The organism is Mammaliicoccus sciuri (assembly GCF_002901825.1).
In the GTDB taxonomy this organism is placed as follows: Bacteria; Bacillota; Bacilli; order Staphylococcales; family Staphylococcaceae; genus Mammaliicoccus; species Mammaliicoccus sciuri.
In genome coordinates, this window is record NZ_PPQD01000018.1 from 201,454 (window position 1) to 215,595 (window position 14,142).

The 14,142-nt window shown below is 32.4% G+C and carries 13 protein-coding genes; 2 read left to right on the forward strand and 11 right to left on the reverse strand.

The genetic code is table 11. From position 1 onward, the window contains the following. Positions 1–11: 11 nt before the first annotated feature. The 7 genes from celB to CD035_RS05525 all read right to left on the reverse strand — a co-directional run bounded on the left by celB (position 12) and on the right by CD035_RS05525 (position 7,457). Positions 12–1,367: a PTS cellobiose transporter subunit IIC gene (celB, locus tag CD035_RS05495; RefSeq protein ID WP_048541774.1), complete on the reverse strand. Its 1,356-nt coding sequence runs from the start codon at positions 1,365–1,367 to the stop codon at positions 12–14. A gap of 21 nt (positions 1,368–1,388) precedes the next feature. Beyond that, a complete protein-coding gene (locus CD035_RS05500) occupies positions 1,389–1,892 on the reverse strand; it encodes a hypothetical protein (protein ID WP_048541772.1) in 504 nt (167 codons plus the stop codon). A 14-nt stretch (positions 1,893–1,906) separates the two neighbouring features. Next, the gene (locus CD035_RS05505; RefSeq protein ID WP_048541770.1) at positions 1,907–2,230 is read right to left on the reverse strand and encodes a PTS cellobiose transporter subunit IIA; all 324 of its coding nucleotides are present in this window, start codon (positions 2,228–2,230) and stop codon (positions 1,907–1,909) included. A 13-nt stretch (positions 2,231–2,243) separates the two neighbouring features. Then, a complete protein-coding gene (locus tag CD035_RS05510; protein WP_048541768.1) occupies positions 2,244–4,232 on the reverse strand; it encodes a BglG family transcription antiterminator in 1,989 nt (662 codons plus the stop codon). A 35-nt stretch (positions 4,233–4,267) separates the two neighbouring features. Further along, entirely contained in the window at positions 4,268–4,585 is a 318-nt protein-coding gene (locus CD035_RS05515) for a PTS cellobiose transporter subunit IIB (RefSeq protein ID WP_037589330.1), read from the reverse strand. Between the two features lie 18 nt (positions 4,586–4,603). Then, the gene (locus tag CD035_RS05520; RefSeq protein WP_048541765.1) at positions 4,604–6,034 is read right to left on the reverse strand and encodes a 6-phospho-beta-glucosidase; all 1,431 of its coding nucleotides are present in this window, start codon (positions 6,032–6,034) and stop codon (positions 4,604–4,606) included. A 508-nt stretch (positions 6,035–6,542) separates the two neighbouring features. Then, positions 6,543–7,457 (reverse strand): DUF7916 family protein, encoded by a 915-nt coding sequence (locus CD035_RS05525; protein ID WP_048541764.1) that lies wholly within the window; start codon positions 7,455–7,457, stop codon positions 6,543–6,545. Positions 7,458–7,612: 155 nt separating this feature from the next. Here CD035_RS05525 and CD035_RS05530 point away from each other — a divergent pair, with 155 nt between their 5' ends. Further along, positions 7,613–8,539 carry an ABC transporter substrate-binding protein gene (locus CD035_RS05530; RefSeq protein ID WP_048541763.1) on the forward strand — a complete coding sequence of 309 codons (927 nt, stop codon included), beginning with the start codon at positions 7,613–7,615 and terminating at the stop codon, positions 8,537–8,539. A gap of 94 nt (positions 8,540–8,633) precedes the next feature. Here the strand turns inward: CD035_RS05530 and CD035_RS05535 are convergent, their stop codons facing one another. Continuing rightward, on the reverse strand, positions 8,634–9,365 hold the full coding sequence (locus CD035_RS05535) for a class I SAM-dependent methyltransferase (RefSeq protein WP_048541761.1): 732 nt from the start codon (positions 9,363–9,365) through the stop codon (positions 8,634–8,636). A 158-nt stretch (positions 9,366–9,523) separates the two neighbouring features. Next, positions 9,524–11,113, reverse strand: a complete 1,590-nt coding sequence (adcA, locus tag CD035_RS05540; RefSeq protein ID WP_048541759.1) for a zinc ABC transporter substrate-binding lipoprotein AdcA — start codon at positions 11,111–11,113, stop codon at positions 9,524–9,526. Positions 11,114–11,287: 174 nt separating this feature from the next. Here adcA and CD035_RS05545 point away from each other — a divergent pair, with 174 nt between their 5' ends. Next, positions 11,288–12,229 carry a nucleoside hydrolase gene (locus CD035_RS05545; protein WP_048541757.1) on the forward strand — a complete coding sequence of 314 codons (942 nt, stop codon included), beginning with the start codon at positions 11,288–11,290 and terminating at the stop codon, positions 12,227–12,229. A 67-nt stretch (positions 12,230–12,296) separates the two neighbouring features. Here the strand turns inward: CD035_RS05545 and CD035_RS05550 are convergent, their stop codons facing one another. Continuing rightward, the gene (locus CD035_RS05550; protein ID WP_048541755.1) at positions 12,297–12,959 is read right to left on the reverse strand and encodes an ABC transporter ATP-binding protein; all 663 of its coding nucleotides are present in this window, start codon (positions 12,957–12,959) and stop codon (positions 12,297–12,299) included. Positions 12,960–12,970: 11 nt separating this feature from the next. Further along, positions 12,971–14,020: an ABC transporter permease gene (locus tag CD035_RS05555; protein WP_048541754.1), complete on the reverse strand. Its 1,050-nt coding sequence runs from the start codon at positions 14,018–14,020 to the stop codon at positions 12,971–12,973. Between the last annotated feature and the right edge of the window lie 122 nt (positions 14,021–14,142).

Genomic DNA, 14,142 nt, shown 5'->3' on the forward strand with positions numbered 1-14,142 from the left:
ATCTCAAACTTCTATATTAATGCGTCATTTCCTTTTTCTTGTTCTACTAATTTTTTATCATATATCTTAATAAATGGGAACCAGATTAAGAATGCTACAAATCCACAAATTAATGAAACAAGTACTGCCATTAAACTTCCTGCTGTTCCAATAAATGCCCCAAATCCAATCGGTGATGGCCATGGTACTTGTGCAATAATTGGTTTCACAATTTCTAATTTAATTGTCCAATACCCTATTGAAGCTGATACCATTGGTGCTAGGAAAAATGGAATGGCTAAGAATGGGTTATAAACAATTGGTAATCCAAATACAAGTGGTTCATTAATGTTAAATAATCCTGGTGCTAATGATGCTTTTCCTAATACACGTAGTTGCTCTGATTTAGCTAAAAATGCGATAAACACACATAGTCCTAATGTCGCACCTGATCCACCCATAACAACGAATGAGTTCTGGAATTCTCCTGCAAATGGAATATTCGCCCCTTCAATATTTAATTGCATGTTTGATAAAACAATTGGTGTAATAAAAGCACTGATAATATTTGCGCCGTGAATACCTACAATCCAAAGTGCATGAATTAAGAAGTAAATCACGAGTATACCAATCCAACTACTTGTTAAGTTAACAACAAATCCAAATGGTACAGCAATAATTTTGAAAATATCCGTATCAAAAGCTACTAATATTCCCGTAAACGCCAGTATAACGAAAGCAACTAAGAATGCTGGAATTAATGCTGTAAATGATCTTGAAACCCCTTCTGGTACCGCTTCTGGCATTTTAATAATCCATTGACGTTTCACACATAGTCTATATAATTGAACGGCTATAATAGACATGATAATTGCTGTGAATATCCCGGTCGTACCTAGCCTACTGACACCATCACCAGACATTTCCCAACCATTAAAGATATTGACATCTTTTTTCATAATATTAACTAAGACCATTTTACCGTCATCCATTACTAACTGTGGAATGGCCATAAAATAAGCAAACATAGACAATAATGCACCGTTAAGTGGATTAACATCTAAATCTTCTTCATCTGCGTAAATTTTAGTATATTCATAACCAATAACTAAACAGAAATACAAGGCTAGTATCCCCATCGTTGCTTTATTGGCTAACATGTACAAATCACCAATTTTTAAAAATGTGCTATTCCAAAATCCTTCTAAAAACGTAAAAGTCTGTGGAATAACGTTTAACACTAAAAACATTGACCCTACAATTGTAAAAGGTATACATGCCATACCAGCTGCCATAATCGCTCTTACAATTCTAAATGAAGCAATTTTCCCCATTGGACCCATTAAATACTTCTCTAAAAAAGCAAAAACTTTATTTTCTGATCCCATATCAAGACCCCTTTTCTTTGATTAGTTCAGTGCATTTTCAAATTTTTGTAGTCGTTTATAATGCCAGTCTTTATTGTGTCGAATATTGTGTAATCTAAATAAGATGAATCCACTGATACATAAACCACATACCAATATGCTAACTACGAAAAGTCGAGATGCTGATTGATCCACAATAAATGGATATAAATATTGGAATAATGGTGTGAATAATATAATTGGTATAAGCAATAGATTGACTGCGCTTATACTTAAAAAGCAATAATAAGTATATTTCGCTTGATTTGTATGATTACCATACATTCTGACTTGTTCTGCAACGCTGATCAAAATCACAATCATCAACACAAGTGGCAGTATCAATGCTAAAGAGCGACTCATCACAAGTGTAAAAAACCAATATAAATTAGAAAAGAAGAACAAAGCAGACATATATCTCACTAATAAAAATCGATTGAAGTACATAGCTTTGAGACTTGTTTCTCTTCTATTTTTTTCAATTTTATTTTTTGTTTCTTGATCCATTTTTCATCCCTCGTTTATACTGCATCATTTACTTTTTGATACAAATACAACATCTCAATTGCGACTTCTTTTAACGTCATTGTTGTCATGAGATGATCTTGTGCATGAACCATAATAATTTCCATATTAATAGACTCACCTGATGCATATTTTTGTAGTAAATCCGTTTGAGATTGATGCGCTAACGTAATCTCTTGGTTTGCTTCATCTAATAGTTGTTCCGCTTCTTCATAGTTGTTTTCACGCATATTTTTAAAAGCATCATGTATATTTGTACGCGCAATCCCACTATGTAAAATAATTTCAAAAGCAACAACTTGAATTTCTTCTTGTTCCATAGACTAACTCCCTTTACTTGTGATATTGACCAATCATATAGTTTTTAAAGCTGTTATAATCCTTACAATTCATAAGTTCAGAAATTTTGTCATCTGAATCTATGAGGTTCACGATAATATCGATGATCGTTTTGAGCTCATTGTCGTTATATTTTGAAGGTGATAACATAATGATTAGCTTAATATTTGGAAACTGTTCATTCCAATACACCCCGCCAGGTACAAGTGCTACGGCTATACTTGAATAATCTCCGACTGGCTGTGCTGTATGTGGAACAGCTACTTCATCACTGAATACAACTGTACTCAACTCTTCTCTATAACGAAGTTGTCGTTTCAACTTCTCTTCAAAACAAGGCTCTTCTTTAATACTTAATTGCTTGATCAAAAGCTGATATAGCTGATGTTTAGTGATTGGTTCTTCGATATAATTAAACGCATGTTCACTACAATATTGACTAAAGAAAGAACTATATTGTTCAAGTGCCATATTCTCTTCTAACACATGATTATATGAGAATTTTGAATCATGATGATGAACAAATGTATTAATTTTCTTAATATCTTGATCATTGAGTAATACATTCACTTGTATGACAGGTACTTTAAATACGATGGTTGATAAATCAATAGATGAAATAATTAAATCAATATTTTCTAATTTTTCGTCTGTTATTTCATAGTAACTAATCACATCAACGATATTCATCTGCAAACTAAATTCTCTTTCTACTCGAACCTTTAACATCTGTGCACTACCATAACCAGTTGCACAAATAACGAGGACATTTAACTTTTCTCTTTGGTAATATTTTTCAATAGCTGCAAGTAAATGTAATGTTAAATACGCCCATTCTCCTTCACTGACATCTTGGTCTTTTAACTCTTCTAATTCACCAAAATATTTTTTTGTCATCGTAAGTGACGCTTCATTTTGTGATTTAATGTCATTCAAAATCGGATTTTCCAAGTGGATATTATTGCGAATCCGTTTAATCAACGGTTGTAAATGGGTAACAAGCCCATACAATAATTGACTGTCTGACGACATTGGAAATCCAATATCCGCTTCTATTTTTCCTAATATTTGAGACACACGATGAGATAAATCACTCTCTTCATCGCTTTCTTGTTGTTTTGAACCTTTGCTCATAATATGCAAACTGATATACTTCGCTTCTTCTTCTGGAAACGATATTTGATAAATACGTTCAACACGATTTAAAATTTTTCTCGCGACTGACAATTCATTTTCTGTTAATACCTCTTCATTAGAAGCAATTGTTTTTAAACAATGCCCATCTAACAGTCTTCTAATCATCAGTCCTAAATGTAGTACAAGATTTTGGAGTATATAATCTGATAAATATACTTTAGATTCTCTCGTTTCATCTACAACAATGATTGCCAACTCTTCCATATTAATTTGCTGCAAAAGTGGCGTATCTTGAAAATATTTATTAATAGAATGAAAAAAACTATTTCCTAAGAAATAATCCATTATAAAATGTCGTTTATCTCGTTCATCTCCAGCAATTACAATTCCATGTTGCTGTTTACTCACGAGTTCTAAGTTATATTGTCCAATAACCTTTTTTATATTTGCGATATCGTGAGATATTGTGGATCTCGAGATAAATAATTGTTCGCTTAATTGCTCAATCGTAATAGCTGTCTTATTAAAAAGTAATAAATTCAAAATATAATATTGTCTATCTTTTGAATCATTGATACTTTCTTGATTCACAGATTTAGTGCTCAAATATCTTTTTAAAAAGTTTTCAAATTCAATCATTAAATTGATTTTGAGTTGATAACCATACCCTTGTTTAGCAATCAAAGTTGCACCATTTTTTTCAATTTCAGGTTTAAGGGTTTTGATATATTTTCGAATCGTTCTATCTGAGAGTTGCAAGATCGTTGCAATTTCTGAGCTTTTGACAAATTCATTACGTCGCTGTGATAAATAACTGAGTATATCTATTTCTCTTTGACTAAGCATAAGCTTCCCTCATTTCATAGAGAATATTATACTGATTATTCTATGTCTTGCAAAATTACACTTGCCAATTTTTCAATGCCCATTGGAATCGGAACATACGCTTGTGGCGGGATATTTACTACTGGTTTATTAACTCTATCTCCAGCTTCTTTTAACTTTTTAAAATACATTTTAGTTTGTGGACTCACTAAATATAAATCGAAAGATTGTTTTTCAATCATTTTCCCGCCTTCATTTGCTGAAACGGCATCGACTTCAATGTCATGTCCTTTTTCTTGTAAGTAACTCGTTGTTTTTTTAGCCATAAGTGATGATGACATACCTGCTGCACATATAATTAACGCTTTTTTCATAATAAAAACCTCCAAATGTTATAATTGTTCGCCGTTACTTGCAATAACTTCTTTGTACCAATAGAATGAATCTTTTTTAGAACGGTCTAACGTGCCGTGACCTTCATTATCTTTATCTACGTAAATAAAGCCGTATCTCTTTTTCATCTCACCAGTTCCTGCAGATACTAAATCTATACAACCCCATGGTGTATATCCCATTAAATCGACACCATCTTCATCGACAGCTTTGATAAATTGTTCGATGTGTGATTTTAAATATTCAATTCTATAATCATCATGAACAATACCGTCTTCGCTAAGTTGATCAATTGCACCGAAGCCATTTTCAACAATAAACAATGGTAAATGATACATATCTGTAAACCAGTTCATCGCATATCTTAAGCCTTCTGGATCAATTTGCCATCCCCAATCTGAAGCTTGTACATAGTCATTTTTTACTAAATCACGTGTTTCAACATAATCATATTTATCGTTAGATTTCTCATGTGAAATTGCGAATGACATGTAATAACTAAAGCCAATGTAGTCAACTGTGCCTTGTTTCAAATCTTCAATATCTTGATTTGTAATATCTAAATTGAAAGATTTATCTTTGAAATACTGTGTCATATAACCTGGATATGCACCATGAACATGGACATCCGTAAAGTAATATCTCTTTTGCATCGCTTTTTGAGCCATTAAGATATCTTTCGGATTACAAGTTGCTGGATATATTGGACACATTGCTATCATGCACCCTATTTCAAAGTCTGGATTAATGTCATGACCAATTTTTGTTGCTTGAGCGCTCGCAACCAATTCATAATGTGCTGCTTGATACATAATTTGTTCACGATTTTCACCTGGTTGATATTTCACGCCTGAGTTCGTAAATGGCGCAAAATCTTCATCAAAGTTAGCTTGGTTATTAATCTCATTGAAAGTCATCCAATATTTAACTTTGTCTTTATATCTTTCAAAACAAACTGTTGCAAAGCGAACGAAGAAATCAATCACTTTCCTATTACGAAAGCCACCATATTCAGTTACAAGATGATAAGGTAATTCAAAGTGAGACAATGTTACGACAGGTTCAATCCCATGCTTCAAACACTCATCAAATAAATCATCATAGAATGCTAAACCTTGTTCATTAGGTTCTCGGTCATCGCCATTCGGAAAAATTCTTGACCATGCAATCGAAGTTCTGAAACATTTAAAGCCCATTTCACTAAATAATTGAATATCCTCTTTATATCGATGATAAAAATCAATTGCTTCATGGTTTGGATAATATTTACCTTCAATAACGCCGTCTGTAATTTCTCGATGTTTCCCGTGAGAAGCTGCAGTCATAACATCTGCAACACTGATTCCTTTACCATCTTCTTGCCAAGCACCTTCAAGTTGATGCGCCGCTACAGCACCTCCCCATAAAAAATCCTCTGGTAGTTTTGACATTGAAACCTTCCTCCTTTAATCAAACATTTCTTAATACAATTTTATTGTAAACGTTTTCATAAATGAGTAGCATATCGAAAAGTTCCGTAGTATTACGGAAGTCTTTTATAATAGGTAGATTTTATGCAGATTTGGATGTTTTATTGTGGTGATTGGATAGCAGATTATAGTTACATGAAGTTTTCGGGTCGATAAAATTTTTTATCGGGCTGTAAATCTCGTTTTCGGGTCGATATTTTTATTTATCGGCCTGCAAACCCTGTTTTCGGGTCGATACTTATTTTTATCGGCCTGCAAATCCTGTTTTCGGGTCGATATTTTTATTTATCGGCCTGCAAACCCTGTTTCTGGACCGGTAAATTTTTTTATCGCTCCATATTTCCTATTTCTGGACCGGTAAATTTTTTTATCGGTCCATATTTCCTATTTCTGGACCGATACTACCTTTCCAAACAAATATGAAAAGGATGAGACAGCCCACACTGTCTCATCCTCTCTTCATTCTTATTTATCTATTGATTGATCTTGCTATTCTAGATACTGTATGACGTTGCCCTCTTATGGCTTTACTTAATGCATATATGTTCTCGACTGGTGCTAATCCACCATACCCTGCATCTCCTATATGTTGAATATCAACGCCTAATGTTTTATTTTTAATAGCCATTTCTCTAATCGTCGCCTCATCCGAACCTTCTTGAGATGTACCGATTGCACTCATCACTAGTGCCCCATGATTATGTGCAACTTGAACAGCTTCTCTCACCTCTTCTTCACTGACACCCCATACTGTTCCAACTGCAGGCACTAATATAATATCTGCCCCAGCTTCTACAAAATTCGTTATAGCTTCTAAATTAACTACCGGCTCATCTACACCTGATCCGTGCATTTTACCCGCAATAATAAGTCCATTAAAATGAGATTTTCCTACTTTAATCGCTTCTAAAATATGATTGTTTGTAACGCCTGTTGCTGGATTCCCAGTTAAACATACAAAATCAAAACCTAATTTTTCAGCTCGTATAAAAGTTTCTTTAGTCGCTTTTCTACCCGCAGAAATATCCAGTTTAACTTCTGCCATATTCGCTTTATCATCAACTGGTTCTAAATTTACCCCAATAGGTCTGCCGATAAGTTTCTTTAAATCTTGAACAGAATTGCCAGTACCTTTATAAGCTTCATGGTAAAGACCTTTAATCACTGGTTCATTGACATCTAAAGCATTCAGTAAAATCATATCTGCTCCAAAAGCAGTTGCCATTTCCGCATTTGTAATATCTTGAACTAGAGCAGGCGTATGTACGACAACATTCTCGCTAAGTACCGTTCTACCTTCACTCGCCTTAATACTTTGCTTCAATTCCTCTGATGAAAAGTTCAAAATATCAGACGTATTTGCACTAATTAATCGTTTAACCAAAATATTCACCCCTTCTTTTACTAACACAAACCAAAGATATAGTTAAAAAATGACAAAGTCAAATAAATTTAAAAATAAAGTATTGAATAATTAACTTTAATTGCTATAATTTAAATGATATTGATTATCATTATCAAAAAATGGGAGGTTTTTTTATGAAAAAATTATTTATATTTAGTTTATGTTTATTATTTTTCTTGGCAGCTTGTAGTAATAATTCAGATACTAAAGAAAAGTCGTCAGAAACAAAATCAGATTCTTTATCTGATACTAAAGTATTTAAACAAGATGATGGTGAAAAAATTAAAATACCTAAAGATCCGAAAAGAATTGTCGTATTACACCCTACATACATAGGTGCATTAGTTGAATTTGGCCATAAACCAATTGGCGTCATTGATTTTGTAAAGCAAAATAAAACTTTATCTGATGCAACTAAAGGTGCAAAAATGTTAGGTCAAAATAATGTTGAAGATATTGCTAAAACAAAGCCAGATTTAATCATCACTACTAAAGAAGATAAAAACATTAATAAACTCAAAAAAATTGCACCAACTGTCCAAATGGATGCTATGAAATCAGATTACAAAGCTGCTACTAAAGAACTCGGGGAAATTGTAAATGAACAAGACAAAGCAGAAAAATGGATAAAAGAGTGGGAAGAAAAACTCAAAAAAGATAAAAAAACGTTAGGCGATAAAGTAGACGGTAAAACTATTACTGTCCTTCAATCAACTCCAAAAGGTCTAACAGCTTTCGGTAAAAACTATGGACGTGGTACAGAGATTGTTTACGGTGGTTACGGAATGGCACAACCTGAAAAATTAGAAAAAGAAACAAAGAATGCTTATATGGCAACTCCATCTGAAGAAGAACTTTCTGATTATACAGGTGATTATATTATCCTAGCAACAATGGGAGAAACACCACAATTCACTCAAACAACTAATTGGAAAAACCTTGATGCAGTTAAAAATAACCATGTTATCGAATTAGATTTACAACAAACGCAATATAATGATCCAATTTCTCTAGAAAAACAAAGAGAAATCATCTTAAAACAACTGAAATCAATGAAATAAAATATTAGTTATCATCATTTTAAGCACACATATAAAGTTAAAAAACATCTAACTTTATATGTGTGCTTTTTTATAAATATTAACTGGTCCTATTCTACTTTTTCTTTGCTTTTACTAATAGAAATGGTGGAAATTGTTTCAACTTATTGATACGAGCTTGATCATACATTTTAAATACTTCCTCAGACTGCCCGAGGTCTTTTACACATTGGATTTCAAAGTCATTTTCTATTAAATTATTGAAGATTGTTTCAATCGTATGATGATATTTATAAACATCAGCACCTAACCAATTTGCTGAGCGAGTAGACTCATCAAAATAATGTTCCATTCGTAAAAACATCCCTTTGTCATCTTCTTGTACGACTTCCGGATCTTTAGTAGCTGTTTGTATGGGATGTTCCATTGTAAATAGTAACGTGCCACCACTATTTAATAGCTGATTCAACTTCTCGGCACATCGTTTAAAATCTTCAATATAATGAAATACAAGAGAAGATACGATTACATCATACCTTTCATTCGTCTGAAACGCCATAAATGATTCATGATATAACGAGACATTGTTAGAATTGAATTTTTCGCGACTTGCGCTAATCATATTAAGTGACTCATCAATTCCTGTAATATGTTTAGGATTTAACTTCAACATATGCGCAATCAAATGCCCCATACCACAGCCAATATCAAGTACTGTTTTGCCTTCTAAATCTGGCATTAACCGCTTTATTTCAGGCATTTCAACAACTTCGTTATAACTTAATGCATGATTTCTCTTTTGTTTATAACCTTCAAAGAAATCATCTTGATCATAAATATTTGTCATTTTAACATCCCCCTTTTATTAAATTTAGTATAGCAATCATTTATATAAAAAGTAGACTTATATTTAAGTATTCGATATGATGTAAGTATAGTAGTGCCAAAAATAATTACATTATATATAAAAGAACCTGAGACCACCGTGGTCTCAGGTTCTTTGCTTTAATGTGCTAACATTTCTTCTTTTACTTCGTCTTTAGATAATTTAGCTGGATAATATGTTGGCCAGTTATCTAATTCTTTTAAGACTTTAACTTTATCATTGCCAGTGAATATATGGAAATGTGCAGCTTTTTTAGGATAAATATTGTGATCGCTAAACTGTACATATTTCGGTAAATTATCGTTTGATTCACCTTTTAATTTAAATGTGTATCTTACGCCTCTATTACCTTTTTCATATTTCAAGATATCATAGCCATCGTACTCATATTCTCCAGTTGTTGTTTTACCTTCTTTAGTGAAACTGATTTTATTGCCTTCAATTTTGATGTTCTCAACATCTGTTTTATAGCCTTTATCATAATAAGCTTTATATTCTTTTTCAGACATCTTACCATCTTCTTCAGCTTTATGTTCGAAGACTTCATCAAGTGTGCCGTCTTTTAAATATGGATATACTGACTGCCAGTCACCTTCATAATCTGATAGTTTACGGTCTTTTACTTGTGAATCTTTGAAATACCCTTTTTCAATTGCTTTATCATGAGATTCAGCTTTCTTGTCATCTTTTGTTGTAATCTTGTCATTTAATGATTTTTCGATATTTTTAATATTTTCCTTCATTAATGATTGATATGAAAGGTCTTTTTCTTTTAATTGTTCTTTCGTTAAAGATTCCATATTATTAAATGTTAATGGTTTAGCATCTGTTTCTTTACGAATTGTGTCTGTAATTTTTGATGAGATATTGCTTTCATATAAGATATATTTCGCATCTGTATCTTTAATTTCTTTAACAATTTCAGTTAATTCTTTTTGTGATGGATCTTCAGCATTCATACTTTGAACACCTTTTTGTACAAATCCATAACGATTAGCTAAGTAACCTAAAGATTCATGTGATATAAATACTGTATGGCCTTCATGACCTTTAGTAGCATCTTTTAATGATTGATCGATATCCGATAATTCATTATTTAATTTTTTATAATTTTTCTCATAATCTGCTTTATGGTCTGGATCTTTCTTAATTAATTCATCTTTAATTCCTTTAATCATTTCTTGGTCAATTTTAGGATCTAACCATACGTGAGGATCAAATCCACCGTGGTGATGATGTTCATGTTCGTGCTCGTGTTCTTCATGCTCTTCTCCATGTTCATGATGTTCATCTTCATCGTGACCTTCCCCATGCTCATGACCATGTTCATGTTGATCTGTTAAAAGTTCAGATTGATCCATACTATTTTGAAGTGATAATTTTTTATCATCCTTTTTAATAGTTGAGGCAATTTTCTTTGCTACTGGATCTAAATCGTCTCCTGTATAAACAAATAAATCCGCTTTACTCGCGTTTAAAATATCTTTTTGCGTTGGTTCATAACTATGTAAATCTGTTCCTGCAGGATAAATAGATTCTACTTCTACATGCTTACCGCCAATTTGTTCTATAAAAGATTTCAATGGGTAAACCGTCGTCTTAACCTTTAATTTATCAGAATCATTATTTTTGCTATCTGTTTGATTACAGCCTGCTAATACCATACAAATTGCAAAAACAACTGTTAATACCCCAATCCATTTTTTCATTTCGTACACTCCTTTTACAAATAGTAACGTTTACGATTTAAAATTATATACGTATATCTATTAAAATACAAGACCTTATTTAGAATAATTTTTATAGTCGGTTTATTTTGTTTAGTTGAAAACGCTTTAGTATAATGGAATTAAGGCATAAATTAAATTAGAGGACGTGTTTAAATGTTACAAAATAGAAAAATCATCATGGATTGTGATCCTGGGCATGACGATGCTATCGCATTAATATTGGCTGGTGCTCAATCTAGCCCATTAAATATCTTAGCAGTGACAACTGTTGCGGGAAATCAATCAGTAGATAAGAATACAACAAACGCTTTAAACGTATTAGATATTATGAATAGAGCCGACATTCCTGTTTCAGTCGGTGCGGACAGACCTTTAATCAAGAAAGCTGCATTTGCTGAAAGTATTCATGGTGAAAGTGGCTTAGATGGTCCTGAATTACCGAAAGTTCCAAACTTAAAGCCTACAAATCAGCATGGTGTAAATGTCATAATTGAAGAAGTATTAAACAGTAACGATCCTATAACACTCGTAGCAACAGGACCTTTAACAAATGTTGCGATGGCACTTATTCAAGAACCTAAGATTGCTCATAATATAGAAGAAATCGTCATTATGGGAGGTGGAACGTTTGGGAACTGGACCCCTACAGCGGAGTTTAATATTTGGGTTGATGCAGAAGCAGCTAAAAAAGTATTTGAAAGTGGTATCCCAGTTGTAGTATTCGGATTAGATGTAACACATCAATTATTAGCAGACGATGCTGTTATTGAAAGATTTCATCAAATCGATAATCCAATATCACATTTCGTAGTTGAACTCTTAAAGTTCTTTAAATCTACATATAAATCGCAATTCGATATGGACGGAGGTCCTATCCATGATGCTTGTACAATTTTATATTTACTGCATCCTGAAATATTCACATTACAAAAAACATTTATTCAAATCGAACATCAAAGTGAACTCACATATGGCACAATGTCTGTTGATTTGCATAATACTTATAAACAAGAACCTAATGCCTATTTCGCTACAGAAGTGAACGTAGACTTAGCTTGGGACATCATGGAAAAAGCATTAAAAAGTTATGAATAAAAAGTAAGAGGCTAGGATATCATCAATATCCTAGCCTCTTACTTTTTATTCTATTAAATCAACCTCGTTATTCTTCTTTCAACTCACCATCTACCATTTTAAATACTTTATCACAATATGATGTCAGTCTTTGATCGTGCGTTACGATAATACATAATTTATTTAATTCTTTTGTTTCTCTTCTCAATATTTCCATTACTTCTATTGCATTTTCTGTATCTAATGATGCAGTAGGTTCGTCTGCTAGTATAATGGATGGATTTGTATAAAGTGCTTTAGCGATAGCGACTCTTTGTTTTTGACCGCCTGATATTTCACTTGGTAATTGGGATAAAATTTTATCCAAACCGAGTTGTTTCAATAGCCTAGTATGTTCATCTTCATTCATAACATCTTTTTTCACTTTTTTAAGTAATTCAAATTGTTGTTGAACGGTTAAAAACGGTATTAAATTACTTGTTTGAAGTATAAATCCGATTTCTTTTAATCGAAGTTTAGATAATTGTTTTTCATTATAATGATTAATATTTTGACCATTTAAAGATACTGTACCTTCTGATGGTAACTGTAGTGCACCCGCCATTGTTAACAGTGTACTTTTCCCTGACCCGGATGGTCCAATAATGGCAACTAGTTCGCCTTTTTCTAGTTTAAAGTTAGTTGATTTCACTGCTTCTATCGTTCTATTACCGTCTTTAAATGACTTTGTTACATTCTCAAATGCTAACATGATTCCGCCTCCTAACTAATGACTTTCAATGGTTCTACTTTTCGAATGCTTAATACTGAGAATAAACTACCTAAAATTGCGACGATAATAAGCACGATGCCATATAACAACATTGTTAAATAATCAAATTTGATAGGTACTGCCTCTGGTAAGAACGATCCTGTTAACATCGTTAATCCAAAGCCAATCAATGTACCGATTAAAGCAATAATAATAGTTTGACTCATGACTGAACGCGCTAAAAAGCCATTCGTTAATCCTTGCGCTTTTAAGACACCAAATAAATTTCTCTTTTGTAACGTAATAATGTATAAGAATATACCTATAACCATTGCTGAAATCGCAAATAAGAACACAATCATAAAGTTTAATGTTAAATTTTGCGCTTGATAGCCTGGTAGTTTCGTAATAAATGATTCAATGTCATCTACTTCTAAATCTTTGTTCAATTCAACATCTTTCCAATTTTTATCTTTAACGACTAGCGCATTGATCTTATCGCCTTTTAACATCGGATTTAATTTCCCAATCGTTTCATTATTTGTAAATAAGACAGGTGATGCATTAAATTTAGAACTTACTGAGAAACCGACAATTTTTAATTCTTCATCACTATTTGAAAGTGTTAATGTATCCCCGATTTTGAATCCTTTTGTTTTTAAAGTATGATCTGCAACGACTTCATTATCTTTCTCAAACAGTTTGCCGTCTTCTATTTTAGGCATTAGGAAGCCTTTTCCATCGATACCAAAGACTGTGGCATTCTCTTTGTTTTTACCGTCTGAAGCAATAACAGCCGTTTGCTTTAAGCCTTCACTTTTATCAAATTTGCCTTTTACATCATCTGTATTAATAGATGATTGTGCAACTGTTTGATTGGCATCTTTATTCAAAACAATTGCATCTGCTTTCCATAAATCTACTGCTTCTCTATTCATATTCATCAAACCGTTTGCTAACCCCGATAATAAGAATAAAAGATAGCTAATCATAATTAATACGCCAATGATTAGACCAAACTTCGTCTTATTTCGTCTCATTTCATTCCAAGCTAAAAACATTCTGCCAACCCTTTCCTGAATCTAAATTTTCTATTATTTAATTATAACATTATTATTTAATTATCTTAAAATAATAGCAACATTGTATTTATAAAAGTGTTACTGTATAATTGATAACGATT